The following is a 26,795-nucleotide window of genomic DNA, read 5'->3' on the forward strand; positions in this document are numbered from 1 at the left end:
TCTTTGAGGACGGTCATCCCACGGTTCCAGCCGATCCGCTCGGCGATGACCGTGGCGGGCATCGTCGGGGTCGCCTTGAGCAGTTCCCGGATGGCGGGCTCCACCGCGTCCACGGCCGAGCCTTTCGGCGCCCGCCGGTACTGAGGCGCCCGTTCCGAGGCCAGCGCCCGCAGCACCGTGTTCCTGGAGATCCCCAGTTGCCGGGCCACGGCCCGGGCCGACAGCCCCTCAGCCCGGTGCAGTCTCCGGATCTCAGCCCAGTCCTCCACGTGGATCACCCTCTCTTCCTCCCGACTCCAGCTCCAGTGAAGTCAGAATGATCAAGAGATCGCAGAGTGGCTCACTTTTGATCCGCCGTCCGTGGCCCTCATTTCACCCGTCGCCGAGATCCCCACCCACCACCCCAGACGCTCAGAAACCCCAGGTCACGACGATGCCTTCACCTCAGGCCCACTCCCACGGCAATCCATGCGACCACTCCCAGCACGATCCGCTAGGCTGTCAGCGGTCAGACGACTACCAGGCGTGTGCCGGGGAAAGTGTCCGCGAGGGCAGCTCCACCCGGGCGGGCGCACGTCATCTGACCAGCACGCTTGCCGAAGCGGCTCGGGCGATCCCTCTGGGGTTTCCGGCAACGTTTCCGACAAGCCCCCGCCTTCGTGGGGCTTGACGGAAACCCTAGAAGCCCAGGTCAGAGGCTTACCGCGGAAGCTGCCGAAAACGCTCCGCTCCCCTTCTCGGAACGCTCAGGGCATCGTTGCAGCTCAGAGGCCTACCGACGGCGCCCGCCGAAATCCCCCTCAGGCCAGCGTTGCCGGGCACACCACCCGCGCCCTGACTAACCACATCGACGCCGGGCAACAGCACCGCGGCGCCCAGGCTCTGATCTGCACGGAGGTACCGCGCCTAACTCACTGTCGGTTAGGTGCCGGTCGAGTGGGTGGAGACCGCCCTCAGCAACGCTGGTGTGGTGTCTTCCTGGGCGCTAGACGTTCGGCAGGAGAACTGCACCGGCGGACGGCGGATACATGGGGAACACCCGGCGGAATCCTGCGCTGGAGCGGTCTACTCCGAGCTGGACCTGGTTCACCATATGAACCATCCATCGACATACTGGCTGCCGCCTCTTGGCGGCCTACGGGTGAGCGCGCCCGGCAGGCCTCGGTGATGTGGCGGTGGCGATCGCCCAGCGACGTCTCTGACGCCCTCGTCACGGCAGCTGGCACCGCTTCCACCGTTCAGAGCGTTGGCGGTCTCCGATGTCTTTGGATCGCCCCCTGGGAGTTATTGCGCGCATCGCAGACGGGGTGATCTCATGCATGCATGACCTACAAGAATTGCGTGACGCGCGACCACATTGATGTGTGGAACGAGCGGGCACTTCCGGACGGATCAATTCCGGTAAGATTCACCGCCGTTCTACGAGGCTCCTTACTCCCCATTTCGATCTGGCTCGGAGTCGCCGCCTTCACCTTCTTCGTCTACAACCCAGTAGTCACAGCGATTGAAGGAGGGTTATTCCTAGTCTTCTTCCTATTCAGCTTCAATCGTCGCCGGAAATCACATTCCATGAAATGCAGCACCTACGGCGCAGTGGGTGGCATATTTAAGCAGTCGATGGCAGGATTCTAAATCTCCTGACAAGGGTGGCCGTTTTCGGAATTGAGCGCCACTAGCCACGTCATTTTGCCGCTTCGGCCGGTCCGAGAACAGCTGCAGCCACCATCTCCCACTAAGCAAAAGAGGGGAAACGGTGGCCGCAGGTCACGGAATAGATCCCGGCCGTTGGCGGGAGGCACTCCAGATGGCCATAGGGCTCTTATCCGGGCGTTTCACCCCGACCGAATCCCCCCGCCCGGCATGCGGCGCCTACCCTGAAGGACGATGCCGAGTCGGCGCGCTCTGGCCGAATTCCGTGAGTAGTCAGGATGATTGGCCCAGCGGGACGGGCCCAATGGGCGGCGAGGCCGTCGTGAACATCGACAGAGTGCCAGTTCGTCCCACTCCAAGAAGCAGCCTGCGGCCGCGATACGGAAGAGACCTTTGGCCGCCACCCCCTGTCCGTATTCACCGATCAGCGTACCGCCAGTTACGGAAAGCCGGTCGGCAGCATTCTGCGGCTAGACACCGCGGACATTAAGGCCCCCGCCGACCACATCACCGCCGCACCCCGAACCTGCACCCGCTACCCACGAAACGTGAACGGACGAGGGTGATCTGTACCGACGCTGGTGACGGGGTACTCACGAGTCCCTGAACTGACTGACCGCGCCAGAACGGCGGCTTTCTTACCCCGCTGGGCATGGTATTCGCCCAAACATCCACAGGGCCGTAGGTCCCGGCCAGCGGCTTGGACCAATGACAGTCGTGGACTGCGAGGCCCGACGGCGCCTGCATCGCCGCTTGCCGGAGACCTTCTGACTGGCCGCCAACATATGCCCCCTCCCCTTGGCCATGCAATCGAACCGATCACTAGCGCATTCAAGCAGCTGCGCCAGAGCAAACCCAGACTGACCAGCGGAAAAGCCCCATCCCGGCGAACATCAACATAGCCGGAACTGCAACTGCCCCCAATCCGCGCAACAAATCGAAACGGTCCGCCGGGAGACCCGACGGACCGCCATGAAAATTCCACCCTTTACGGGAGGACCTTCACTGACCGTTCACTGCATTTCGCCAAAACACGCGTGCGCGTGGGTGGGACTCAGCCGCAACGCGGTCCATTTGTGCGACTATCGCGAGAAGCGGTCACGGAAAGACTGCCGGGTGTCGCGGATCAGGTTAGTCGCCCCCGGGCGGGCAGTGTGGGCAATCGGGTTGCCTCCGGCAAAGAAGCCATCCGTTCGAAGATGCTTTCCATTTTCGGCCCATGCTGCCCTGGAACTACCCCCCTTGAGCAACGCCCCCGCTGCGCCACGGCCCCAGGTTGCACCAAACGCAGCTCCCTTCCCGACGGCAATAGCTGACGGAATGAGGAACTGTGCGCCCCCTTGCCTTCTTTCCTCTTCTGTAGCTAGCGCCATGTGGGCTGCGACACCAGTTGTTATCAGCGCCGCTCCGGCTACAACGGCGAATCCCATGGCGCATACCGCCGAAGCTATACACAAGGCCGTTCCGGCGGCAGCCACTACACCGAGTGCAATATCAACACCCTTATGCTTCCACCAATCCTTGCTACCTAATGTGCGATTCCAAGCTCCTCGGAAGTCGCCGTTCGCAATATTCTTCCAGTGTCCGAAGTTCGCGAAGATTCCCTTCCTCTCAGGCTTCCTCTCCGCCTTCGCAGTGCCATATTTCCTAAATGGCTTGCAGCTAGGGTCCTTTCGGCATGCGTTCTTATTGACGTTCTTTCGCCTCACGTATTCCGGGTCGAGTGTGCCGCCTGCGATGGCGACTTCCTTTTCGTAGTTGTGTCCGTAGTCGTACGGATTGCTGCCGTTGGTGCACTTGTACATGCCGCTTCGGCACTCTGGCAGGGCTTCGCCGGTCGGGTCCCACTCGGTGAGGGGGCTGTTGTTGCCGTACTGGTAGGCGTTGTGCTGGCGCGGGTCGTCCACCACCATCAGCGGGTCCACGGAGAGGAAGCGGCCCAGAGCCGGGTCGTATTCGCGGGCTCCGAGGTGTACGAGGCCGGTGGTCTTGTCCTGTGTGCCTCCGACAAAGCCGCGTTCGCCAGGCCAGGCGCCTGGTACCGCGCCGCGGTCCTCGCCGAACGGCTTGGCCGCGCGGCGCTGGACCTGGAGGGTGGCGGCGTCGATGGCTGTGGTGCCGGTGTTGTGGTGGTCGGCGGCGACATAGGAGATCTTGCCGTCGGAGGTGCGGACGATGGTGGTGCCGCCAGGGGCGGAGTAGTAGCGGGTGCCGGACACCGTGTTAGCGGTGGTGTTGAGGGTGAGTTCGTTCGAGCCGAGGTAGAGCGTGGTCTTCCCCGGGTCCTTGCGCAGCAGGCGGTTGCCGGCCGCGTCGTAGAGGTAGGTGGAGGTGCCGGCGGCGGTGGTTGCAGAGGCGAGTTTGCCTTCGGCCGTCCAGGTCAGTGTCTGGGTGGTTCCGGCGGCATCGGGGCGGGTGAGTGTGTTGCCCGTGGCGTCGTAAGTGGTGGGCTTGGTGACGGACGGGCCTATGCCTGTGGCCTTGGTGGTGGCGGTCGGGGCGTGCGGGCGCGGGGAGCCGGCGGCCGGATAGGTGTGGGTGGTGGTGACGGTCTTGGTGGTGTCGCCCGCGGGGTCGTGGTCGGTCGAGGAGGTGCGGTTGCCGGTCACGTCGTAGGTGAAGGACTGGTGGTAGGGCGCCAGGCCGCCGATCTTTCCGTGCTGGGGGGCGGTGTTGCTGCAGGTGCCGATGCCGGGGACGGACGGGCCGGGCTGGGTCGTGGTGGTGCCGGTGTCGGTCCAGGCCTGGGTCAGGCGGCGCAGGTAGTCGTGGGTGAAGCACTGGGTTTCGCGTGTGGCGCCCTGGGTGCTGGTGACTGAGGTGACGTCGCCTGCCGGGGTGTAGGTGTAGTCGGTGATGTCGACCGGGGTGGCCGAGTCCTGTTTCTTGAGCTGGGTGTTCAGGAGACGGCCGGTGGCGGGGTCGTGGATCTGGGTGAAGCTCACCTGACGTGGGTCGTCCCCGAAGGTCGTGCGCTGTACGGTGCCGAACTCGTCGTAGTCGGTGAAGTTGACGTAGCCGACGTTGTCCGAGCCGTAGGACACGGGCAGGCCGTTGACGTTGCGGCCGGTGTAAAGGCGTTCCTGGGGCAGACCACCCATGGCGGGCAGTGTGGTGCGGCGCTCCAGCCCGGTGATGGGGTCGTAGGTGGTGGCTGAGGTGTACGTGCCGGTGAGGGCGCCTTCGCCGGCGGGGACCGTCAGTTTGGTGCCGGTGGGCCGGTAGCCGATGTCGTAGCCGGTGGTCTCCTGCCGCCAGGGCTTGCCGTCCACCCAGCTGGTGGAGGCCGTGAGCTGGCCGGGAAGCAGGGTGTCGTACTCGTAGGTGACCAGTTTGGTGCCATCGACGGTGCTCAGGTTGCGGGAGGTGGGGCGGCCGAGGATGTCGTAGCTGGTGAAGACAGTGGTACCGCGGGCGTCCTCGGTGGATACGGGGCGGTCGGCGTTGTCGTACCTGACAGTCGAGGTGCCCTTGTCGGGGTCCACCGCGCGGATCTGGCGGCCGCGGAGGTCGAATTCGTAGGTCCAGACGTTGCCGGCTGGGTCTGTGATCCGGGTCAGTTTTCCGTCGGTGTTGTACGCATACCGGGTGGTGTCGTAGTCGCCCTCGGGCTTGGCGCCCTTGTACTTGCGCCGTTCGACCGTGTGCCCGAGGGCGTCGGTGAGGACGCTGCCGGCCACTTCACCCTTCGGCGGGGTCGTGTCGGTGCGGTCGGCGCCGGGGTAGGCGATGGTGGTGCGCCACTGCTCAATCGCCTTGGAGGAGAAAGTCTTGGCGACCGGACGGCCGAGACCGTCGTAGAACGTTCCGTTCTGTGCCGGAACCATGTTCTCGTCGGCGATGAAGCGGGCCTTCACGGGATCGGAGGTGGTGTTGTAGTAGGAGTCGTTGGTCTTGAAGGCGCGGCCGTGGCTGTCGTAGTAGGTGTCGGTGATCAAACGGCTGGTTGCCGCTCCGTTCAGCGGGCTCGACTGGACCTGGACCTGCTGTCCCAGCGCGTCGAGGATGGCGATGGAAGTCGCGTACGACTGGTCGGAGCGGAGCGTCTGGGTGGTGACAGAGCTGGTGGCCGTGTTCGTAAGGTCGTAGGTGAACACCTTGCTGGCGCTGTCGCTGCGTGCGCGGCCGGGCAGCCAGACGGCGGTGGTCCTGCCGAGTGCGTCGTAAGTCAGCTCGGTGGTGCGGTTGTTCTGATCCACAATCTTGACTGGCACTGCGCGCAGCTGGTGCAGGGTGGTCGTGGTCGTCCAGTCCTTGGCATTGGTGACCTTGACCGTGGTGGCGGGGGCCGGTGCGGCCGGTTCGTACGCTGTCGTGGTCTTGGCGCCCGTGGCATCAGTGGCACTGATGACGCGGCCGTAGGCATCGTGGGCCGTCGTGGTCTTCAGGCTGTACTTCGGCTGGCCCGCCTCGAAGCGGTCCAGTTCCTCAGTGCTGGTGGCCTGGCCGGAGCCGGTGAGGGTCCCGTGGGGCTGGCCGTCGTAGTACGTGCGGTTGCGGCTGAGGGTGTTCGCCCCCGTCGCAGTGGCGGTGCAGTCGCTGCTCCGGATTTCGACGGCTTCGGAGACGCGGTCGATCATCCAAGCTGAGGTATTGCGGGCGTAGGACGTCACGGTGCAGGTGTCCGGGAGGCCGTCCGCCCGGTCCAGGGTCCACAGTTCCATGCCGTAGGTGTCGTCGTACTTGACGGTCTCGGAGGTGGTCTGCCACGTCTTGTCGGCGCGTAGCTTCTTCTCCTGGGAGGAACCCTCTCGCTGCATCTGAGCGGTGAGCGCGGGAAGTTTCGTGCCGCGGCTGTGTGTGGCTGTGGCGTCGGAGAGCCACGGCTCGTTCTGTGACATGGTGACGAGTTCGCCGCCGTCGGAGGCGAAGGTCTGGGTCTCGCGGAGGGTGCCGGCGAGGGGGTTGCTGTCCTTGAGCGTGTTACCTGCGAGGCCCGTGAAGGTGGCGGTGCGCTTCGTGCCGTCAGCCTTGACGTCTCCGTCCATGCCGCGCAGGTAGAAGGCCGCGGTCTTGGAGACGGTGTCGGGGGCGGTGCCGGAGCGGGTGATGACCTGTTCGTAGCCGCGGAACTGGTTCCAGGTGCGGCGCTTGTCCTCGGTCAGTTCTTCGTCGTCCCGGTGCCAGGCAGCACCGCCGACATACTCGTAGCGGACCTCCTGGGGACGCGAGCCGCCGAAGGGGTCGAGTTCGGTGACGCGGCTGACGACGTACTTGTGGAACCAGTCCAGGGTCGGATCGTTCGGGCTCTTGTCGTCCGGGTTCCAGTAGACCGGGTAACAGCGTGTGGTGTTGGCGTCCTTCGAGGGCGGCAGTCCAGCGCCCGGCGCGCAGTCCGTGTCCGCGTATCCGACGTCGATGACCTGGCCCGTTTCGGTCGTGATGCCGACGATGCGGCGGCGGTTCATCGCAGGCCTGTTGTCGACGCTGGAGTCGACACGGTTGTTCCTCAGCTTGCCGATGAAAGTGACGGGCTTGGTCTCGAACGTGGCCTCGCCGTCGTAACCGGTGCGGGTCAGCGAGGCGAGCCACAGGGCGGGGGCGGTGTGGTCTTCCGGGTTGGGGAACTCGTGCTTGAGCTCGTAGAGGTCGACGTTGTCGTAACCGCCGGTGGTGTTGAGGACCTGCGTGGTGATCTTGGTAAGGCGTCTGGTCGTCCAGAAGGTGGCCGCGTAGTTTTCGCAGGTGCCCGTAGCCGCGCACTTCTGGTCGAAGGGGACATCGGGCCACTTGGTGGCGTTGGCTTTGGTCAGCTTGGCCGGGGCGCAGTCGAAGACGTCCTTCTCCGGGAGGCAGCGCTCGGGGGCAGTGAAGAGGACCTTCGCTGTCGGCTTGACCGTGTCCGCGTCGGCCAGCTTCGAACCGTAGGTGATCCTGGCGAGGTTGCCGCCCCGGATGTACGGGGTGAGGGTGCCGTTGGGCGTCGCCGCGGATGCTCCGCGCTTGTAGTGATTGGTCTCCGGGTCGTACCAGTGGCTGATCACACCACCGCGCGGGTCGACGACGAAGTCAAGGTTCCAGCGCCAGGCCTGCTGGCACCAGGACGCGGCGAAGGTGGACTGGTGGCACTCCTCGCCCGCGTTGTTGCCGTAGACCGGAGTGGTCCAGGCGGAGTTGGTCGGCGGAGCCGTCGTGCTGCCGGGTTTGCGGCCCACGCCGAAGTAGTACTGGGTGCCGTCCGCAGTGGTGACTTTCCAGTACTCGCCGTTGTTGTCGCCGTTGGCCGCGCCGGTCAGCCGTTCAACCTTCGATGCGTCGTCGTCCTCAAGTCGCCAGGTGCCGGTCGCGTCGTGCCGTACGAGCGTCGAGGACTTGCCGTTCAGGGAGAGGGTGGCGTCGTGGCCTGCCAGACACTGCTCGCTCGATTCGGCGTGGCCGTCCTTGGCGCACGGTTTGAAGGCCCGTTCGACGAAGCCGGGCGAGTAGTCCCAGCCCTCGCCGATCCATGACGCCTGGTTGTTGGTGGCAGCAGTTCGGCCGTCAACCGACTGAGAGCTGTAGGCGAGGGAGATGGTGGGTTTGGAACCGCCCAGCCCATCGGGAACGTTGATCGGGTACGACCAGGAGAACCCTCCGGTGTTACCGCCGCTGGTCCATTTGCCTGAGGGCGCCAGGCTAGTAGCCGTGTACGTACCCGCGGGGCCGCCCGGGGCTGCCGACGCGGCAAGCACGGTCGCCCCGCCCAAAGCCTCCGAGGCACCGCCCATGCGCGTGTCCCCTGTTGCGGAAGCGCCCTTGAGAGCCACCTCCGTGCTGAGCAACCCGGCCCGGTCGCCGTCCTTGGCGGTCGGCAGGGGCGTCTGCGTACGGCACTCCGCCCGCTCGGGAGTGGTCAGCGCGCACTCGGGGAGTGCAACGAGGCGGGCTCGGGAGAGCCAGTCGCCGCCGAAGGCCCCCGCGATGTGTGAGACGTCCACCGAAACGTTGACCGGGCCGCCCTTCACCGCGTACCCGGCCGGACGGACCGCGAGCAGCAGGCCCTGGATGCCGGCCTTCTCGGCGGCTGACCGGTCCGTGAGCTGTACGGCAGCCTTGCCGGTGCGCGGCGCGTCCTTGGCCGACGCGGAACTCACCCAAACGGGAGCAGCGCCCGCGCGGCTCGGGTCAGCGGCGGGAGCCGCCGGGACACCGGAGGGTGCGGGCGTGGTGAGGAGCGAACTGCGCGGAGGGGTTGGCGGCGCGGCGCCGAGATCCACCTCGGCCTGAGAAGCAGGCGGCCAGAACACGTCCTTGGGGCTCCAGGCCCTCGCCCCATCACCCTTCGGATTCTTTGGGTCCGCTTTTGCGGCGTTCTTTCCGGAGACCGATTCGGTTTTCTTCAAGGCGCCCGGTGACCAGCGGCGTTGATCTTTGGGCTGCCACTGCGCGGCCTGGGCGGTGCCCGAGCCGACGACCAGCGAGATTGCCACTATTAACGGAACTGCGATGCGCTGTTTGATCTTCGAGTGTCTTCTCATCGCTCGAAATCCAGCCGCTGGTACCGACACGGCATTCCCCCCACGGTCGCCGAGTGGATCAATTGGCCTGGGAGCCTAGCGTGTTAGCAAATCGCAAAATGCAGAGCAAGTCGGACAAGGCGTGCCCCACCGACTCGCCCACCCTGAAAAGATGTCCAAAAATAGCCCGCCGACCTGCGTGTTGACTTAATTTCATCAGTCAATTGATCCCGATTATGGAAATAAGCTCCAAGGAATCTCCGGTTCCAGATTCGCGTCCGCAGCGGGACAAAGCAAAGGGGCTGTTAGCGTTCACGCCCAGTTGACAGGCATCAATCAGACTGGGGAGTTTGCCGTGGGGGGCACATTGAGAAAGAGGCGACCAGCCAGCCGGCCGATCGCCGTTGCAGGGCTGGTCACACTGGCCTTGTCCATCACATCCGTCGGCGCAGCACCATCCGCTTCGGCGGCATCGGCGGTGGGCAAGCCGACAGCACCGGCCGCTCAGACGCCGCCGAAGCGGCCGACGACCGAACGAGAGCGAGCGGAGGAGGCCGCGCTCGCGGAGGCCAAGCGCACGGGGAAGCCCGTGCCCGTGGCGGCGGCGACGACCGAGACCGACACCGTGGTGGCCAACCCGAACGGCTCTCTCGGACTGACCCGCAGTGTTGCCCCCGTGCGCACCAAGCGCGACGGCAAGTGGGCCGACCTGGACGCCACTCTCGTCAAGGCGGCCGACGGGACGCTCCGCCCGAAGGCCTCGGTGAGCAGCCTGACCCTGTCGGGGGGCGGCACTGCGCCACTTGTGACCCTGGACCAGGACGGCAAGCAGCTCATGCTGAGCTGGCCTGAGCCGCTTCCCGCACCCGTGCTGGACGGCGCCAGCGCCCTCTACCACGAGGTCGTGCCGGGCACGGACCTCAAGGTGACGGCCGACGAGGGCGGTGGCATCTCCCAGATCCTCGTGGTCAAGTCCGCCGAGGCCGCCAAGCATCCGAAGCTCGCCAAGCTGACCACGGGCCTCAAGGCCAAGGGCCTCGCCGTCTCCGCCGACGGCCACGGCAACCTGAAGGCCGCCGATGCCTCGGGCCGTACGGTCTTCCAGGCGCCCACCCCGACGATGTGGGACTCCACCGCCCCGATCCAGGCGCCCCTCGCCAAGCCCTCCAGCTCCACCACGTTCTCGCAGGCGGCCAAGGGCACAGGGAGCGCGCCTACCAGTTCGGACGAAGAGCCTGCCAAGTCCGTCTCCGGCACCGACGGCCCGGGGGACTTCGCCAAGGTCGCCCGGCTCCAGGCCGACCTCGGCAAGGACTCTCTCGTCCTGACCCCGGACCAGGCCTTCCTGGCCGACCCCGCGACCGCCTACCCGGTCTACATCGACCCGGCGTGGCAGCCCACCAGCCGCGGCACCCAGCACTGGGCCTGGGTTCAGGAGGCCTACCCCACCACCGTCAGCTACGACGACTACGGCGACACCTACGACCCGGGCGTCGGGTACCAGCGCTGGCGGACCAGAACCGGGCTGGAGCGCTACTACGTCCAGCTCGACACCAGCGACCTGGGCGACAAGAGCATCAAGAAGGCGTCCTTCTTCGCGACCCAGTCGTATGCGGCGGACGCCACGTGCAGCAGGACGTACAACGTGGACCTGCACTCCACCGAACCGCTGCTCTCCGACATCACCTGGCACGCCCAGCCCCGCGACTGGGAGGTCCTGCGCACCAGCTCCCTCAACAGCGCGGGCGGCCCCGGCTGCCCCGGCTCCACGACACGCGGCGAGTGGGACGTTCGCGACCACCTCGCCGCGAACCAGTGGCGCGGCAGCATCACCTATGGCCTCTTCGCCTCCAACGAGTCCAAGAGCAGCAACAACAGCTCCTTCAAGCGGTTCACCCGCGACAAGAACAGCCTGCCGTTCCTGTACATCGAATACAACCTGCCCCCTTACAACCCGTGGGGCCTCGGCATGCTCCCCGCGCCACAGAACCCGAACGGCAACGGCTGCGGCTGGGTCGGCGCCACCGGCTACGGCGGCTTCAACATCAGCGCGTGGATCGGTGACCCGGACAACCAGCCCAACGACGCCCACTTCCAGGTCTACGACACGGCAGGTGACCTGCTCGCCTACGACGCCGGCTGGCGCGACCTGGCCACCGGCACACACCTGGCCGCCGCGTATCCCGAGAACCTCCAAGACGGCCACACGTACTACTGGCGCGTCCAGGGAGGTGACGGTGACATGGCGTCGGCCTGGGTCACCGGATGCACCTTCTCCATGGACACCCAGCCGCCCTCGGCCCCGGTCGTCACCTCGGCCGAGTACCCGCCGTCCGGCACCCTGCCCGGCTCCACGAAACACATCGGCCAGCCCGGCACCTTCACCGTGAAGTCCACAGACGCCACCAGTGGCGTCCTCTACTACGAATGGGCCTTCAACTCGGCCATCCCGGTGGGCGGCGCCAACCGTCTCGATCCCGCCGCCGACGGCAGCGCCGCCATCCCTCTAACCCCAACGACCTGGGGCACCAACATCCTGCGCGTCCAGTCCGTGGACCGTGCGGGCAACCGCTCGCAACAGCAGACGTACACCTTCTACGTGCCGGACAACCCGAACGCCAAGACGACACTCGGCGACATCACCGGCGACGAGCGCGTCGACTTCATTGCCCCGACGGACAGCGGAGACCTCGTCGTCTACCCGACCGCAGTCGACCCGGCGGCCGGCGGCGTCATCGCCTCCAACGTGGCCAACAGCCCCGTCGGCAAAGGCTGGGGCAACGGCACTCTGACCACACACCGCGGCGGCAACGGCATCCGCATCGACGACCTGTGGACCTACCGCGACGGACAGCTCAAGCTCTACCGCAACTCCCTGACTCAGGGAGGACTCGAAGCCAACGGCGGCCTCTACTACCACGCTGCCAAAGCCCTGACCGTCCAGCGGCCCTACGCGGACGACTGCACCGTCGCCGCCACGGGCCAGCCCTGCGGGAGCGAGTACGCCGAGAACTGGACCCGGGTCAAACAGATCCTCGCCGTCGGTGACGCCCTGCCGGAAGCAGGTGTCACACCTCGCAACGACCTGCTCACCGTAGAAAACGACGGCGCGAACAACTCACTCGTGCTGTTCCAGGGCACCGGCGCGACCAACGAGCTGCGCGACCCGGTCGTGCTCGTCCTCAGCCCCTCCGGCTGGGACAACCTCACCCTCCTCGCCCCCGGCGACGCCACAGGCGACGGCCTCCCCGACCTGTGGGCCCGCGACAACACCACAGGTGACGTCTACCAGTACGCCAACATCGCCGGAAACCCGGCGGCCCTCGGTGACCACACCAAGCGCACCAAGATCGGCTCGGGCGTCACGGCAGCCACCCACCCGGTCGTCGGTTCCTCCGGCGACACCAGCGCCGACGGCGTCCCTGACCTGTGGGCTCTCGACAGCCTCCACCGGCTCCGCACCTGGGACGGCACCGCCACCGCCGGGAAGGTCACCGGCTTCCGCACCGCTCACACCATGGGCGATGCCCGCATCTCCACCTCCCAGTGGAGGCTGAACGAAGAAGCCGGCACCACCGCCACCGACCTACGCCGCCGCAACAACGCCACGCTCAGCGCCACCGGCGCCACCTGGGCCGACGACACCGTCGCCGGTACCGCTACCAAGGTGGTCGCCCTCGACGGCAAGGCGGGAAGCGTCACCGCTGCCAGCCCCGGCGTCGACACCACCCGCAGCTTCACTGTGTCGGCCTGGGCCAAGTCGGACAAGCCGTCGGTCGTCCTCAGCCAGGACGGCCAGCGCTCCAGCGGCTTCCTCCTCTGGCACGACGGCGACGGCACCTGGCGTTTCGCGATGTCGGTCAAGGACGACGACAACTGGACCTATGACCAGACCATCACCATGAACGCCGCTGCCAAGGCGCAGACCGGCGTGTGGACCCAACTGACCGCGACCTACGACGCCACCACCGGCCTGATCGCCCTCTACGTCAACGGCACCCTGGCCGGCACCGGACACCACGCCAAAACCAATACCTGGAACGCCACCGGCCCCCTGGTCCTAGGCCGCTACAAGTACCAGGGCCTGCCCAGCTCCTACTTCGAGGGCAGGATCAGTAACGTCGCGGTCTACCCTCACTCCACCATCCCCACCACCGCCGGCTCCGGCACCAAGATTGTCTCGGCAGCGAGTTCACTCAAGTGCGCGGACAACAACGCCGGCAATACGGCCGACGGCAACCGCATCCAGATCTGGGACTGCAGCGACAGCAACAACGACGACGCTCAGCGGTTCGACGTCACTGTGGACGGTGAACTCCGCATCGGCGGCAAGTGCGTGGACATCTCAGGAGGTGGCACGGCCAACGACACCCCGGTCCTGCTGTGGACGTGCGCCACTGGCGCCTACAACCAGCAGTGGCTCCCCACGGCAACCGGCAGCTTCTACAATCCGGCCTCCAACCGCTGCCTCGACCTGCCACTCGGCCGCCTCGACAACGGAACGCAACTCCAGCTCTCCGACTGCCACAACCGCAACAGCCAACGCTGGTACACCCCCGGCCTTGCCACACCCCTCGCCAGCTAACCCCGAGCCCGGCCCACCGGCCCGTCTTCCCGCAACCGCGGAGGAGGCGGGCCGGTGGCTTCGGATACCGACGTCAGCGCAGCGCGCTCCCCGACACATGGATCACTACCTCAACGGCAGCGGCAAGGCGCTCGATCTGGACGTCGACCGCATGCTGGCCGACGACCCGGTGCTCCGGGACGAGGTGGCACGGATCCGGGCCACAGAGCAGGACGAGTGGCGGCAGCAGGCACTGAATGCCTTCGAGGAGTCAGGCGGCAAGCCTGTCGCCATCCCCGTGGAATCCGGCAGCAGAGGATACGAACACGAAAAGGGCCCGGACGGTACGAACAACTGGTACCTGGCTGTAGGCAGCGGCATGACCAACACGACCGGGGTGGTCACCGCCGTCCCCGGACCCGATGGGAAGCCGCAGGTCAGTATCGACTACCAGGTCAATGTCCGGGACCGCTACAACTGGGACGGAATCAAGGCCACGCCGATCGGACCGACCACCGTCACCGATGCGGACATGGCCCGCATGCACACGACAGGACTGGCCAGGGAGTTCGACATGCGAGGAAGCAGCTCGGTACAGCGACACGACCTGTCGGCAGGAGGGTCCTGGCCCTCGCCTGAGGACACCGGGCGGAGCGGCACCCGCACGGACATCGGCCGGAATTCGGCCGCCCGGTGATCCGCGCACGACGCCCGGGCCCCGCCCCGGCGCTCGCAGTGGCAACGGTGCTGCTCGGCGCACTCGCCGCCGGATGCTCCGGGACGTCCGGCGGTAGCGGCAGGGAAGGCGGCCGCTCGGCGGACCCGGGGACGTCCGACTCCGAGTCCGTACACAGCCAATTCGACCAGAGCCTCTGGAACCGCCGCATGATCGCCTACGGCGTGGATCGCCAGAAGATCTTCGTCCTCGGCTTCGCCCTCTCCCAGAACGCCACCAGCCACCAGATCCACCTTCAAGCCCGCAGCAACGCCCAACAGGTCCTCCGCATCGCCTGACACCCCTCGACCCCACGACGGCCGCGCCCACCCCAGGGCGCGGCCGTCGCTCCGTTAAGGCCCCATCCATGGCAAGCGGAACAGAACGGACGCTCCAGCAGCCTGCCCACACCCGTGCAGCACCCCCGGCCTCCCCACCCACCACCCCAGACGCTCAGAAACCCCAGGTCACGACGATGCCTTCACCTCAGGCCCACTCCCACGGCAATCCATGCGACCACTCCCAGCACGATCCGCTAGGCTGTCAGCGGTCAGACGACTACCAGGCGTGTGCCGGGGAAAGTGTCCGCGAGGGCAGCTCCACCCGGGCGGGCGCACGTCATCTGACCAGCACGCTTGCCGAAGCGGCTCGGGCGATCCCTCTGGGGTTTCCGGCAACGTTTCCGACAAGCCCCCGCCTTCGTAGCTCAGGGGATAGAGCACGGCTCTCCTAAAGCCGGTGTCGCAGGTTCGAATCCTGCCGAGGGCACTGCCTGCGTAGCAGGTCAGAGCACCAGGAAGGCCCCTCGTTCATTCGAACGGGGGGCCTTCGTCATGATCGAAGTCCGCGAAGAGTCCACATCCCCACAGTGACAACCTCTGCCATCACCCATTCGGGGGGTCACAACTGGCAGATCATCGGGTTAGACGGTACGAGCAGGGCTCGGCGCTCCTCCCCGTGCGCGCCAGGTTCGCGCTGCTCCACACCTGGGGTGTTCGGGTGGGGAGGCCCGGCCCTCAGGACAAGAACCCCCCGTCGCGGTAACCGGCGGGGGGTTCTTCCGTACACGCTAAACCGCCCGGCCCCGTTCTGCGGGCCGGGCGGTCGTCTCGGCCGAAACCGAGACTCGGAGCGGGTCGGCTCGGCGGATTCACGGACGCCGGCCGCCCCGTCCCGCTCACCCCTGATCGCGAGGCGCGAGGGCGAGTCAGTGGGCGCATACATGCACGGGGCGCAGATGCCCCCGAACCATCAAGATCACACGGGGTAGGATTTGGCCAACTGACTTTTGATCATGGCTGCCCGAGCGTGGACAGGTGCCGCGCTCCGTACCGCCCTCCGATGACGTGCTCGCCCGCCGGAGACGCATCGCGCTACGGATCCGCGCCGCCCGGGAGTACCGGAACCTGACTCAGGAGCGGCTCGCGAACTCGATGGGCATGGACCGGCCGTCGTACACCCTGCTGGAGCAGGGCAAGGTATCGCCGCGGCTGGACACCCTGCTCCGGATCTCTCGCGCTCGGCGTGCCGCTGTCAGAGCTGGTCAGAGAGTAAGGCCCACGTTCGTTGCATGCAGCCACCATACGTATCTGACTGCCAATCGGAGGACTCGATTCCGCAACGAACGACCGGACCCCCTTGCCCGGGGTAGCCCCGGCCGACGGGGCTTTGTCGGCCGGGGCGTTTGCTCCGCGGATCAGCCCTCAGACGGGCGGCAGTCCCCGCACTGAACATTTCGGGATGCCCCAGTATCCAGATCGACCATGAGGGTCACTCCGGACCCGTGGGGGCAAACTCGGCGGGGTCGCTTCCCGGGGCGCCGCTCAACGTGGTTCGCACCCCAGCTCGACACCATGTCGCGGAACCGAGGGTCAACCCACACCCCGCGCGCGTCTCCAACCTCTTCGCTCACCGCAACTCCTCCCACGCAGAACGTAGTCGACTGTAGTGGAGAGGAAGCAGGCTCGGGCATGCCCTACCGGAGTGCGTCAGGCGGAAGGAGGCGGGGCAGCACACGCCGACCCGCCCTCCGTGCACTCGCTGTGCATGCAGTCCCCGGCGTGAATCTCCGTGTCCGCCAGGGGTCCCCACAGGTAGGCATCCGGCTCGTACCCGGCTTCCCGGATCGCGTCCATCGTGAGATCCAGCGTGTCGGCGTCACGCCGCAGGGTGTCCGGGCCCTCCGGCCGGTGGTCGACGAACCGGCCGGCCGCGCTGCACAGCTCTCGGTACATGGCCGTGTGGAGGATGAGGGCATGCCAGCCCATGTCCACTGTCTTGGAGGGGCGCAGGTGCCGGCCGGTGGCCTGGGTCGCGGCCGCCACGAACTTGAGGGCCTCGTCGACGATCCGGACGGCCAGCTCCTGCTCTACGCCGTCGTTGTCGCGCTGTACGAGGTGAACGACGCGGGTGAACCCCTCGTCGGACAGGAGGTGTCGGGCGGAGGGCTGCAGGATGGTGGGTGTGGTCATCTCGGTTTTCCTTTCGGTTCGTAAGGGACGGCGGACGTGCAAGTTGCCGTAGGCGGTGCTGATGGCCCGTCCCTGCCGCCCGGAGGGCGGACTACCGGGAGGCAGGGACGGGAGTTGAGGAGGCGGGGTCAGGTGATCCCGTGCCGGCCACCCAGACGGCAGCCCAGCGCGTGGACCAGGACCCCGCCCTCGGGCCCGCCGATCGGCAGCGACTTGACCTGGCACTCCGGGCAGACGCGCGGCTCGGTCTTGCCCGGCGGCGGGTACGTGCGGGCGCTCACGAGGTCGGCTCGACGTTCGCGGCGGCCGTGGACAGCTCGAAGCCGCCGCCGTGCGGGCGGATATAGGCGATCTCCACCCAGCGATCCTCATAGGCGGGGGCGGCGGCAGTGTTCTCGACGACCACGGCCATGAGCGTCCCCTCGGTACCGGACCCGATATCGCGAACCGACTTGCGAAGCAGGCGGTGGGGGACCTCGCAGTTCGCGTCAGCCGGGGTGCCGATCATGCCTGGTACACAGGCGTGAGGCCGTGCTGGAGGCGACAGGCTTTGCAGGCGAGGACGAGGGTGCCCGGGCCTGAGTTCGAGGGACCCCAAACGGGTTCCGGCAACGCGCCCGGCCCGTCGTGCCACTCACACCAGGGTTCGTCAGTCACGGTGCTGCTCCCTACCGTCGTCAGCGGGTGGTGGCACCACGATGAGGGCAGGGCAAACGAAGAAGGGGCCCGGTTTGGGCCCCTCCCTCATGCAGCCAACAGGCCGATATCTACAGCGAGCTGACTGGCTCTCTGCCGTCGGTCCGGGAGGCGGGACGTCGTCTCCTCCAGCACGATTGAGCGGGCGTATCCGTTGTATCGGATCGTTTCCGGGGCCGCGGCATGCGCCTGCTCCAGCGTGGTGAGCGCGGTCTCCTGCTGCCCGTCGAGGTGGTAGGCGCGGGCCTGCTCGATCCGGTGTCGGGCTCGTCGGGGCCGTGACGGGATTGCATCAGCCTCGGCCCGGTTGGCCTGCCGCACAGACTCGCCACCGGCCCGCAGCTCGACGGCCACGGTGACGCCGTGGGCACCCATCACGGCCCGGCCGAAGCTGGTGACGCGGTGGAAGTAGCTGGGCGGGAGCCGCCGGGAGATGCCGCCTGCGCGGTCCCACCACCCCCACGCGGTGCCGTTGTCGCGGCGCTTGGCTGCGGTGAGGCCGGCCTCGACGCGGAGCGCGCCCGTGATGGCCCGCACATCGAGGTTGGCGTCGGGCAGGCCGGGCTCCAACAGCTCGAGTGCGTGCCTCACTACGTCGTCGGCCTCGTCGTAGTGCCCGGGGCCCGAGTCGCGGTGCGCCTGCGCCGACAGCCAGGCGGCCACGCCGATGGCGTGCGGGTCTTCGGACTCCTGCGCGGCGGCCATGCCACGCTCAGCCACCCGCCACAGCAGGGAGGGATCAGGCTGGTAGGCGACGAAGAACTGGCCGAGGAAGAAGGTCTCCGCCTGAAGGGCCAGTGCCCCGCGTCGGTCGACCGCGGTCTCGGCCTGGCGCACGGCGAGCTGGGCGTCCCGGATCAAACCGGGAAGCAGAGCGCCGATGACCTCGCGGTGGTTCGCGGCCCCATGTCGGGCAGCCCACGCGGCGTCCAGTGCTGCACGAAGGAACTCCCGGGACGGGGCCTCGCGGGCGCCGGGCGCCGGGTAGGTGGAGAGCGCTGCACGGACCGCGGGCAGCCGGTCGTGGCCGGGCCCCAGGAACAGGTCGGTGTGCGGTTCTGCGCCCACGTCTCCGACGAGGTCGTTGAGGCGCCGGACGCGCAGGACATCAGCGATGCGGAGGATCTCCGGCAGTCGCGGCATTCTCATGGTGCCGGTCTCGACTTTATTGACCCACGAGGTGTGGTGGCCGAGGAGGCCGGCCAGTTGCTCGCGGGTCATACCTCGGCGGTTGCGGTAGATCAGGACACGTTGCCCGAATGCGACGGGGTTGTCGTACGGGTCGGGGGTAGCATCAGATGACACGGCCTTGCCCCTTCTCTGTGCAGCTCGACACTGGACAGCGTAGGGCGCAGGGCCGCTTCTGTGTGATCCAGCGGTCGATCGTGACTGGGGGGTTTTCGCGTGCTCGTGAGCTCTCGTGCGCGCGGCCGCGCGCACGGTGGTTTCAGCGGGCGGGCTGCGTCGGCGAGCCGGGGGGCGGGGGCTCATCTCGGCGGCGGGCGCACCCGGTTGCTGTCGGCGCCGCCGGGCCGGGGAGCGTTACGCGGGCCTGCGCGCCGCCCGTCTCACGGTTGCTGAAGGCGAGGGTGACGCCGAGGATCCGGGCCTGGCCGGCGGCGATGGTCAGGCCCAGCCCGTGGCCCTTGCCGGTGCCCTCCGTACGGAACCGCTGCGGGCCGGACGTGAGCAGGTACTCCGGATATCCGGGGCCCGAGTCCGTCACCGTCAGGGTCCGGTCGTCGACCGTGAGCGTGACCGGGGGCGCGCCGTGCCGGTGCGCGTTGGCCACGAGGTTGCCGAGGATCCGCTCCAGGCGGCGGCGGTCCGTGTCCACCCGCGGGGCGCCCCGCGCGCCGCGGACCTCCAGGGCCGTGTCCGTTCCGGAGGCGCGGATCGTGCGCGCCGCCAGGTCGGCCAGGTCGTGCGAGTCCAGTTCGACGCGTTCGCTGCGCGTCTCCAGCCGGGAGATCTCCAGCAGGTCCTCGGTCAGCGAGCGCATCGCCCGTACCCGGTCCCGTACGAGCTCGGCCGGGCGGCCCGGCGGCAGGAGCTCGGCGGCCGCGTTCAGGCCGGTCAGCGGGGTGCGGAGCTCGTGGGCGACGTCCGCCGTGAACCGCTGTTCGGCTTCGAGCCTGCCCTGCAGCGACGCGGCCATCGTGTCCAGGGCCCGGGAGACGGCCGCCACCTCGTCCTTGCTGCGCGTGCCGTCGTCGACCCGTGCGTCCAGGTCGCCGGCGCTGATCCGGCGGGCCACCTGCGCGGTCAGGTGCAGCCGGCGGGTGATCCGGGTGACGACGACCGCGCCGATGAGGAGCGTGGTGGCGATGGCGAGCCCGGAGGAGCCGAGGATGGCCCGGTCCAGTTCGGCGATGGTCCGTTCGCTGGCGCGGAAGTCCACGGAGACCGCTATCGGGCCCTGGGCGGCCGGGCCGGCCGCCCACATCACGGGGTGGCCGCGGTGCCGGCCGACGGCCGTGCCGCGCCTGCCGCCGACGGCCAGGGCGCGCAGCTCCGGGGGCAGGCCCGCCGGGTCGATGCCCTCGCCGCGCGGCATGCGCGCGCCGTCCTCGTAGGCCTCGACGGTCCGCTCGAGCCTGGTGAGCGCCTTCTCCCGGGCCGTGCCCACGGTCTGGCGGGTCATGGCGCCGTGCACGAGGCAGCCCAGCAGCGCCGCGAGTCCGCAGCACATGAGGGTGATGAAGACCGTGGCCTTCCAGGTCAGGGTCGAGGTCCAGGCGGGCAGCAGCCGCGGGCGCGGCCGCAGCCGCTCGCCGCGCTGCATGTCGTTCATGGTCAGCTCAAGGTAATGCGCGGGCACCGGCGGGTGAGCGGCGGGATCCGGCCGGATCGCACCGGATCAGGCCAGAATGCGTCCGGTCACGCGATGAGCTCCGGGGGAAGGGCGGATTCCGCCCGCGAGCGGGTTCCGCGCGCGTCCGCGCCGGGCGCACGAAGCCCTTCCGGCAGCGACCGGAAGGGCTGTGCCATCGCGGTCAGCTCAGGCCGCTGCTGCGTTCACCGATACGGTCCCCCTGCGGAGTGCCGGCTCGCTTGAGCGCGGCCTTCGTGTGCAGCCCGCCCTTGACCTTGCTCCGTACCGGACCCTCGAAGCCGTGACCCGCGGAGCGCGGCGGTTGCGCCTGCTCCTGCGCCTTCGCGATGGCCACCCGGACGTCCCGCTTCTGCTCTTTGTTCATCCCGTCGTCAACTCCTTCGGGAAGCACCCAATCGGACTACTCGGATCGTATGCACATATACGGGCCATCGCACCCGGACCGATGTGCAAAGAATTCCGATCAAAGAATTCCGATCAAGGACGCGGCGGGGCGGGACGGTTCGGCTGGCCCAGCGTCTGGTGCACCAGGTCCTCCGGGCAGGGCGTCCCCCGCGGCAGCTGGTACTTCGCCGCCACCCGGTACTCCCCCGGCGCCGGCGCCAGCAGCTCCGTCCATACGTCCCCGGTGTCGTCCGGAGCGGCCTTGAACAGGCATCCCGCCGTGTTCGCGTACTGCTTGCGCAGCGCGCCGCCGTCCCCACTGCCGCCCCGCGCCTTCGACGCGAAGGTCTCCTGCGGCGGCGGCACCGGCTTGCCCTCCGGGTCCACCAGCCCCAGCCACGGCGAGTGCGGGATCCGTACCAGCACCCGGCCCGGCCGCTTCACGTCGACGACCAGCCGGTCGGCGCTCGCCCGCACCACCGTCGCCGGACCGGACACGAGGTCGGTGGGGTCGAGGACCTTGAAGAGCTGCCAGTTCGCGTCGCCCCACACCTGCTGGAGGTACGGAACCCCCGCGCGCACCAGCTTCGCCTCGTCCTCCCCGCCCGAGTCGGGTTTGTCGGCGGGCAGCACCACGTAGTGCACGGCCCAGCGCTCCAGCCAGGCCCGGTAGCTGTGGGCGGTGAGGGTGTCGTCGTAGAAGAGCGGGTTGCGCTCCAGGTCGGCCTGCCGGTTCCAGCCGCGCGCGAGGTTCACGTACGAGGGGAAGGCGGAGGACTCGCGGTGGCTGCTGACCGGGACCACCTCGACCCGGCCCCGGTCGGCGCCCGCCTTCTGCAGCTGGTCGACGAGCGGCGCCAGCTCGCGGCTCCAGGCCGCCAGCGGTGTGGTGCGGACGATGTCGGTGATGCTGTTCGCGGTGATCCAGGCGTTCAGGCCGACGAACGCGAGCAGCACGCCGTACCAGCGCCGCGTGCGCGGGACCTCGTACGCGAGGGCCGCGAGCAGCACGGCGCCGCCGAACAGCATCACCATCCGCGTGACGTTCGAGCCGACCTGGGAGTCGATCACCCAGGTCAGGAAAACGCCGAGGGCGTAGACGGCCGCGGCGATCCGGACGGTCTTCCACCGCTTCGGTACGAGGAACAGGATCAGCAGCGCGAACGCGAACGGCAGCCCGGCCGAGCCGATCTTCATCGGCTGCGTCCCGGAGAACGGGAACAGCCACGCCGACAACCCGACCACGGCCACCGGGGCCAGCCCCAGCGCGTACGCACCCGGGCGCCGCCGGCTCAGGAACAGCGCGGCCGCGATCACCCCGAGGAAGAGCCCGGCGACGGGGCTGGCGAGGGTCGCCAGCCCGGCCAGCGGGGCGGCGACCGCGGCCTTGGCCCAGCGCCGCTCCGCCCACTTGCGGGGCCAGCAGAAGACGGCCGCGACGGCGCCCAGGGCGAACATCGCGCCGAGGCCGAAGGTGACGCGGCCCGAGAGGGCGTTGCAGAGCAGCCCGTAGACACCGGCGAGGGCGGGCCACAGGGGCTCGCGCACGGCCCCGCGGCAGCGGGTCAGGATCAGCGCGAACAGCCCGGCCGAGACGGTGCCGGCGATCATCATCGTGGTGCGGACGCCGAGCATGTGCATGAGGTACGGCGAGACCACGCTGTACGAGACCGGGTGCATGCCGCCGTACCAGGCGAGGTTGTACGCCGAGTCGGGGTGGCGGCCCACGAACTCGGCCCAGGCGTCCTGCGCGGCGAGGTCGCCGCCGCTGTTGGCGAAGCTGAAGAACCAGACGACGTGCAGCAGCCCGGCGAGGACGGTGGCGACGGCCACCGGGTGGCGGCGGGCCCCGTCCAGAACGGCCCCGGCGAGGCCGCGGGACGGCCGTATGCCGCCGGGTGCGGGCGCGGGCGTGAATGTGGACGTGGATGTCGGCGTGGATGCGGGTGTGGGACCGGTGGGACCCGCATGACCTGCGGAATCCGTCAGACCGGTGGGCTCGGTCGGCGCGGGAGGCGCGGACACCCCGGGAGCACCGCCGTCGGCCGTCGAAACGGCCCCCTGGCGCCGGCCCTGCTGCTCAGCGGTGGTCACTGCCGCACTCCCCAACACACATCAGTCCACACTTCCCGGCAGACAAGACGCGGCCCGGCGCCCCGGGGTTGCCCGGGGCGCCGGATCCACGCTCTCACCGGATGTCAGCCGACGCGCGTCAGCTTGCCGCCGATCCCCGGAGCGGCGAGGTCGCTCTCGAGGGCCACCGGCACCTTGACCTGGCTGGCACCCTCACCGACGGTCAGCACGCCGACCTCGGTACCGGCCTTCGCGGTCTGCGGCATCGTGCCACCGCCGTTCGCGAGCTTCACGTCGACCGTCAGCGAGGCCCAGCCGACCGCCTGCACGTCGGCGGTGGCGACGACCGGGGTCCGGCCGCCGAGTCCGTCGTCGACGTAGCCCACGCGCTCGCCCTTCTTGACGACCGTCGCGCCTTCGAGCGCCTTCTGCGTGGCGATCATGAGCTGCTTGCTCGCGGCGATGACGGTGTCGATGATCGGCGCCTTGTGCTGGCCGAGGACGGCTCCGACGATCAGCTGGTTGGTGTTGCCGACCTTCTTCTGGGCGGCGAAGAGGAGGTTCCCACCGGCCTTCGTCGTCGTACCGGTCTTGATCCCGAGCGAGTCGTTGTACGGGACCAAGCGATTCCAGTTCGGCCAGTTCTTCCCGGACGGGTCGACCCAGCTGGGCTTCTTGGTGATGTCGAGGAGCGTCTCCATCTCCACGAGCTTCAGACCCAGCTTCACCTGGTCCTCGGCAGTGCTGACCGTGGTCGCGTCCAGACCCGAGGGGTCCGTGTACGTGGTCCTGGACATGCCGAGTTCCTTCGCGGTGTCGTTCATCTTCTTGACGAACGCCTCCTGCGAACCGGAGTCCCAGCGCGCGAGCAGCCGCGCGATGTTGTTGGCCGACGGGATCATGAGGGCGGCGATCGCGTCGTACTCCGAGATCTTCTCGCCCTCGTTGACCGTGTCGAGGGTGGACTCGTTGTCGGTCGAGTTGTTCTTCTTGCCCTCGGTCTCGGCCGTCTTGTCGATGTCGATCATCGCGCCCTGCTCACCCTTCTTGATGGGGTGGTCGCGCAGGATGATGTACGCCGTCATCGACTTGGTGACGCTCGCGATCGGCACGGGCTTCTGCTCGCCGGACTGGCCGAGCGTGCCGAGGCCGGCGGCCGCCATGTACGCCTGGCCCTCGGCGGGCCACGGCAGCTGGGGCTTGGCGCCCTCGAAGGTGTACGAGGACTTCCCGGTCATCACGAGCTTCGGCTCGGGCAGCGGGCGCACCAGCTGCACGACGGCCAGAATGAGCGCGAGGAGCGCGACGAGCGGCGCGTAGATCTTGAACCGCCGGACGGCGGTGCGCATCGGGCTCGGCGGCGGGGGCGGGTTGTTCGTGAGGTCCGCCAGCATGTCCAGCGGCGGCTTGGGCGGCAGCGGCTGCTGGGTGGTCCGCTCGGCCTGGTCGACCCGGTCGAACCGCGAGACGGCGGGAGGCGGGGGCTTGGGCCGCTGCCCGGCAGCCGGGGCGGTCGGGGCGATGCCCTCGGGGCGCAGCGGCACGAAGGTGCTGCCCTTGGGGCCCTCGGCGGTGGGCTTCGCCTCGGCGGGCTCGGCCTCCGTGGGGGTGAACCGGGCCGCGGCCGGCTTGGCCAGGCTCGGCTTGGCGGCGGCGGGCTTGGCGGTGGCGGGCTTGGCGGTGGCGGGCTTCGGGGTCTCCGCCTTGGCCGCGTCCACCTTCGGGACCCGGAAGACGGCGGTGCGCTCGCTGTCCGCGGGCTTGGCGGCTGCGGGTTCATTGGCTGCGGACTTGTCTGCCGCGGGCTTGTCCGCCGGAGCCGAAGCGGAAGGCGGCTTCACGGCCCGGAACACGGCCGTACGCTCGCTGTCCGCGGGCTCCTCGGCAGCGGGCCGGGACGCCGACCGCTCCGGCGCGGAGGAGGAAGCGGAATCAGACTTAACGGCCCGGAACACGGCGGTGCGCTCGCTGTCGACGGGCTTCGTCTCAGCGGTGGGTGTAGGGACCGGAGCCCGGAACACCGCGGTGCGCTCCCTGCCCGCCGGCTCGGTGTCCGGAGCAGAAACGGAATCGGAGACGGGCTCCTCGGTACGAGTTTCGGGCGTGTCGGTTCCGACACCGTCGGGCTCGTCAACGGACGCCTTGGCATCCGCCGAATCGGAATCCCCCGCATCGGTGTCGTCGGCCGACGCGACCCACGCCGCCACGGCATCCCGCAACGCATCCCGCCCACCGGCTTCAGCCGTGCGCTCGACCCCGGCATCCACCGCCCCGACTCCTGCTGCGTCGGTGTCGGCCTTGGGCCCGACTCCGGCGTCGGTATCCGCCCCGGCTCCAGCTCCAGCCCCGGTTTCAACCTTGGCCTCGGCTCCGGTCCCGGCGTTCGGCTCGGCTCCGGCGTCGTCATCCGCCCCGGCTGCGACTTCAACCTCGGGCTCGGACTCGGGCTCGGGCTCCGCTCCGGCTTCGGCCTTGGGCTCGACCTCAGCATCCGGCTCGGCTCCGGCTCCGGCTCCGGCTTCGGCTTCGGCTTCGGCTTCGGCTTCGGCCGTGCGGTCGGCTCCGGCATCCGCCCCGGCAGGGGCCGCGGCAGCGGACTCGCCCTCGGCGTCGGCGTCGGATTCGGCCACGGCCTCGACGTCAACTCCGCCACCCGCGCTGCCGGCACCGGCACCGGCCGACGCGCCGTCCTTCGGATCCCGCGGCCGGAACACCGACAGCCTCGGATCGCGCCCCGCGGACGACTCCGCCGCCCCCGGCGCTCCTTCATCTACCGACTTGTCGGGGGACTCGCCCGCCACCGTTCCTCCTCCATCGCCGCCACGTCCGGCTGTCCGAATGTCTAACAGTGTCCCGTCTCGGGGGCATCGCCCCCGTGCCAGACGAGAACGACATAACTGCGAGTTCCCCCACAAAGCGGCCACGCGCTCTCGACAGATGAATGTGAGAGGCGTCACCCTGTCACTCATCCACGCGGGGAGGCATGGATGGGCAGGAGCCGCAGAACAATTCCGGAGGAGCTTCTGCTGCTCGCATTGGACCCGACAACGGGTACCACGGCGCAGCCGCAGTCGCTCGACCTCGGCCTGGCCGGGGCACAGCTAGTGGAGCTGGCTCTGGCAGGACGGATAGCCCCTGATGGGGATCGTATCGCCGTGGTGATGCCACGGCCGACAGGAGATCCGACTCTGGACTCCGCACTGGAACTGCTGCGCAGGCGCGGCAGCCCGGTACGGGCCGTCCATTGGATCGGCGGACCCCGGCTGGGGCTCCGCCAGATTTACCTCGCTCATCTGGAGCGCTGCGGCATGGTTCATGCCGTCGCGGGACAGATGTGCGGAGTGTTGCCGACGACTCGCTACCAAGCGACGGACACGGAGATCAGCCGGGAGATCCGAGCCCGGCTCGACAGTGCGATCCGCACCGGCGTACCGCCGGACCCGCGGACCGCGGCGCTCGCCGCACTGGCCCACGCGGTCGGACTCGGCAAGCACCTGTACCCCGGCAACGAGGGGCGGTCGTCCAGGTCCCGACTGCGGGACCTGATCCGGCACGACCCGATGGGCGGACTCGTGGCGCATGCCGTGATGGACGTCCAGAACGGTGTGGCCGCACAGCCACGCCGTGACCGCGCACCCGCACCGCCGGCCCGGGCCACGGCGAGCAGCGTTCCGCTGCAGCCGCGCCGGACGGGCGCCATGGCTCGCGCGGCCGCGCACTGATCCACCCCCGTTTCACCCCCGTTCCACCCGTTCCATCGCAACACCATCGCAACGCCACCGCCCAGACCGGCGTCTTCGAGACCCGGTCGGTTCGGGAGCCGCCAGCGCGCGGGGGGGGGGGGGGCGGGGGGCCCCCCCCCCCCCCCCCCCCCCCGGGGGTGGGGGGCGCGCCCCCCCCCCCCCCCCCCCCCCCGCGGCCGCCGCCCCCCCCCCCCACAACAAACAAAACACCGGCACACCCCCCAAAC

Annotated in this window: 16 protein-coding genes and 1 tRNA gene; 7 read left to right on the forward strand and 10 right to left on the reverse strand. The window is 68.7% G+C overall.

Annotation, left to right across the window (positions count from 1 at the left end; all coding sequences use genetic code 11):
* The coding region (locus ACIQZO_RS12655; RefSeq protein ID WP_403624289.1) for a helix-turn-helix domain-containing protein at positions 1 to 278 on the reverse strand (278 nt) is incomplete at its 3' end.
* Between the two features lie 1,045 nt (positions 279 to 1,323).
* Here ACIQZO_RS12655 and ACIQZO_RS12660 point away from each other — a divergent pair.
* Complete coding sequence (locus tag ACIQZO_RS12660) at positions 1,324 to 1,632, forward strand: hypothetical protein (RefSeq protein WP_403624292.1); 309 nt, start codon at positions 1,324 to 1,326, stop codon at positions 1,630 to 1,632.
* 1,100 nt (positions 1,633 to 2,732) lie between these two features.
* Here ACIQZO_RS12660 and ACIQZO_RS12665 read toward each other — a convergent pair.
* Complete coding sequence (locus ACIQZO_RS12665) at positions 2,733 to 8,723, reverse strand: RHS repeat-associated core domain-containing protein (protein ID WP_403624295.1); 5,991 nt, start codon at positions 8,721 to 8,723, stop codon at positions 2,733 to 2,735.
* Between the two features lie 790 nt (positions 8,724 to 9,513).
* Here ACIQZO_RS12665 and ACIQZO_RS12670 point away from each other — a divergent pair.
* From ACIQZO_RS12670 to ACIQZO_RS12690, 5 genes are all read left to right on the forward strand, one after another.
* Complete coding sequence (locus ACIQZO_RS12670) at positions 9,514 to 13,671, forward strand: ricin-type beta-trefoil lectin domain protein (RefSeq protein WP_403624298.1); 4,158 nt, start codon at positions 9,514 to 9,516, stop codon at positions 13,669 to 13,671.
* 97 nt (positions 13,672 to 13,768) lie between these two features.
* Positions 13,769 to 14,347, forward strand: coding sequence for a hypothetical protein (locus tag ACIQZO_RS12675; protein ID WP_403624301.1), 579 nt, complete (start codon positions 13,769 to 13,771; stop codon positions 14,345 to 14,347).
* On the forward strand, positions 14,344 to 14,664 hold the full coding sequence (locus tag ACIQZO_RS12680; RefSeq protein WP_403624304.1) for a hypothetical protein: 321 nt from the start codon (positions 14,344 to 14,346) through the stop codon (positions 14,662 to 14,664). The genes ACIQZO_RS12675 and ACIQZO_RS12680 overlap by 4 nt, the downstream gene beginning before the upstream one ends.
* 396 nt (positions 14,665 to 15,060) lie before the next feature.
* Positions 15,061 to 15,133: transfer RNA gene (locus tag ACIQZO_RS12685), tRNA-Arg, on the forward strand.
* Positions 15,134 to 15,711: 578 nt separating this feature from the next.
* A complete protein-coding gene (locus ACIQZO_RS12690; RefSeq protein WP_403625001.1) occupies positions 15,712 to 16,095 on the forward strand; it encodes a helix-turn-helix transcriptional regulator in 384 nt (127 codons plus the stop codon).
* A 258-nt stretch (positions 16,096 to 16,353) separates the two neighbouring features.
* Here the strand turns inward: ACIQZO_RS12690 and ACIQZO_RS12695 are convergent, their stop codons facing one another.
* From ACIQZO_RS12695 to ACIQZO_RS12730, 8 genes are all read right to left on the reverse strand, one after another.
* The gene (locus ACIQZO_RS12695; RefSeq protein ID WP_403624307.1) at positions 16,354 to 16,836 is read right to left on the reverse strand and encodes a hypothetical protein; all 483 of its coding nucleotides are present in this window, start codon (positions 16,834 to 16,836) and stop codon (positions 16,354 to 16,356) included.
* Between the two features lie 128 nt (positions 16,837 to 16,964).
* Positions 16,965 to 17,117 (reverse strand): hypothetical protein, encoded by a 153-nt coding sequence (locus ACIQZO_RS12700; protein ID WP_403624310.1) that lies wholly within the window; start codon positions 17,115 to 17,117, stop codon positions 16,965 to 16,967.
* Positions 17,114 to 17,344 (reverse strand): hypothetical protein, encoded by a 231-nt coding sequence (locus ACIQZO_RS12705; RefSeq protein WP_403624313.1) that lies wholly within the window; start codon positions 17,342 to 17,344, stop codon positions 17,114 to 17,116. The genes ACIQZO_RS12700 and ACIQZO_RS12705 overlap by 4 nt, the downstream gene beginning before the upstream one ends.
* A 236-nt stretch (positions 17,345 to 17,580) precedes the next feature.
* Positions 17,581 to 18,837 carry a helix-turn-helix domain-containing protein gene (locus ACIQZO_RS12710; RefSeq protein ID WP_403624316.1) on the reverse strand — a complete coding sequence of 419 codons (1,257 nt, stop codon included), beginning with the start codon at positions 18,835 to 18,837 and terminating at the stop codon, positions 17,581 to 17,583.
* 142 nt (positions 18,838 to 18,979) lie between these two features.
* Complete coding sequence (locus ACIQZO_RS12715) at positions 18,980 to 20,326, reverse strand: ATP-binding protein (protein ID WP_403624319.1); 1,347 nt, start codon at positions 20,324 to 20,326, stop codon at positions 18,980 to 18,982.
* Positions 20,327 to 20,528: 202 nt separating this feature from the next.
* The gene (locus tag ACIQZO_RS12720) at positions 20,529 to 20,732 is read right to left on the reverse strand and encodes a hypothetical protein (RefSeq protein ID WP_403624321.1); all 204 of its coding nucleotides are present in this window, start codon (positions 20,730 to 20,732) and stop codon (positions 20,529 to 20,531) included.
* A gap of 113 nt (positions 20,733 to 20,845) precedes the next feature.
* Positions 20,846 to 22,846, reverse strand: coding sequence for an MFS transporter (locus ACIQZO_RS12725; protein WP_403624324.1), 2,001 nt, complete (start codon positions 22,844 to 22,846; stop codon positions 20,846 to 20,848).
* A gap of 104 nt (positions 22,847 to 22,950) precedes the next feature.
* On the reverse strand, positions 22,951 to 25,626 hold the full coding sequence (locus tag ACIQZO_RS12730) for a hypothetical protein (RefSeq protein WP_403624327.1): 2,676 nt from the start codon (positions 25,624 to 25,626) through the stop codon (positions 22,951 to 22,953).
* Positions 25,627 to 25,812: 186 nt separating this feature from the next.
* On the opposite strand from ACIQZO_RS12730, the gene ACIQZO_RS12735 reads away from it, so the two are divergent.
* Positions 25,813 to 26,547 carry a GPP34 family phosphoprotein gene (locus ACIQZO_RS12735; protein WP_266384369.1) on the forward strand — a complete coding sequence of 245 codons (735 nt, stop codon included), beginning with the start codon at positions 25,813 to 25,815 and terminating at the stop codon, positions 26,545 to 26,547.
* Positions 26,548 to 26,795: the final 248 nt, after the last annotated feature.

Origin of the sequence: Streptomyces sp. NPDC097617 (assembly GCF_044761485.1) — a bacterium.
Taxonomy (GTDB): domain Bacteria; phylum Actinomycetota; class Actinomycetes; order Streptomycetales; family Streptomycetaceae; genus Streptomyces.

What these genes read in the sequence shown, in the direction of transcription:
- ACIQZO_RS12705 (WP_403624313.1), bottom strand. Translation starts at nt 17,344, where the DNA reads ATGATCGGCACCCCGGCTGACGCGAACTGCGAGGTCCCCCACCGCCTG.
- ACIQZO_RS12695 (WP_403624307.1), bottom strand. Translation starts at nt 16,836, where the DNA reads ATGACCACACCCACCATCCTGCAGCCCTCCGCCCGACACCTCCTGTCC.
- ACIQZO_RS12720 (WP_403624321.1), bottom strand. Translation starts at nt 20,732, where the DNA reads ATGAACAAAGAGCAGAAGCGGGACGTCCGGGTGGCCATCGCGAAGGCG.
- ACIQZO_RS12735 (WP_266384369.1), top strand. Translation starts at nt 25,813, where the DNA reads ATGGGCAGGAGCCGCAGAACAATTCCGGAGGAGCTTCTGCTGCTCGCA.
- ACIQZO_RS12715 (WP_403624319.1), bottom strand. Translation starts at nt 20,326, where the DNA reads ATGAACGACATGCAGCGCGGCGAGCGGCTGCGGCCGCGCCCGCGGCTG.
- ACIQZO_RS12660 (WP_403624292.1), top strand. Translation starts at nt 1,324, where the DNA reads ATGACCTACAAGAATTGCGTGACGCGCGACCACATTGATGTGTGGAAC.
- ACIQZO_RS12675 (WP_403624301.1), top strand. Translation starts at nt 13,769, where the DNA reads ATGGATCACTACCTCAACGGCAGCGGCAAGGCGCTCGATCTGGACGTC.